We start from the raw sequence: 762 nt of genomic DNA, 5'->3' as shown, positions 1-762 counted from the left end.
TTATTTGGTTTCCCAGATAACTTCATTACCCAAAGCATGGTGATTGTCGCTGCCATCGTTATGTACACGCTTTCGGCGCTAAGTGGCGTAAGCAAAGGCATCCAACTTGTGAGCCGTTACAACATCATCCTGTCGGTGCTGCTGATCGGTTACATCCTGTTCTTTGGCCCAACGAGCTTTATTATTGATGGCTATGTGCAAGGCGTAGGCCGCATGGTGGATAACTTTTTCCCGATGGCGCTTTATCGCGGTGACACTGGCTGGTTAAGCTGGTGGACGGTGTTCTTCTGGGGTTGGTTTATTGGTTACGGGCCAATGATGGCAATCTTCATCGCGCGTATTTCGCGTGGCCGTACAATTCGCCAATTGATTTTGTCCATCAGTATTGCTGCGCCGCTGATCACCTGTTTTTGGTTCAGCATCGTGGGCGGTAGCGGTTTAGCTTTCGAGCTCGCTAATCCGGGATTGATCTCTTCCGCTTTTGAAGGCTTCAACCTTCCAGCCGTATTGCTTGCAATCACTGGTGAACTGCCATTTCCAATGATCATTTCGGTGCTGTTCTTGATTTTGACCACCACCTTCATCGTTACGACGGGTGACTCGATGACCTACACCATCAGTGTGGTAATGACAGGTTCTGCCGAGCCAAACGCAGTGATTCGCTCGTTTTGGGGATTGATGATGGGCGTTGTGGCTATCGCGCTGATTTCTATGGGTTCAGGCGGTATCACTGCGCTGCAATCCTTCATTGTGATTACCGCA

1 protein-coding gene is annotated in these 762 nt (G+C 49.7%); it reads left to right on the top strand.

The genetic code is table 11. The annotated features are described in order from the left end of the window. Positions 1-762: BCCT family transporter (locus R7R78_RS25840; RefSeq protein ID WP_225474582.1), on the top strand; the 762-nt coding region annotated here is incomplete at both ends.

The organism is Vibrio sp. 2134-1 (genome assembly GCF_033339495.1).
Note: the sequence above shows the minus strand (reverse complement) of the source record. Positions and strands in the feature narration are given on the sequence as shown.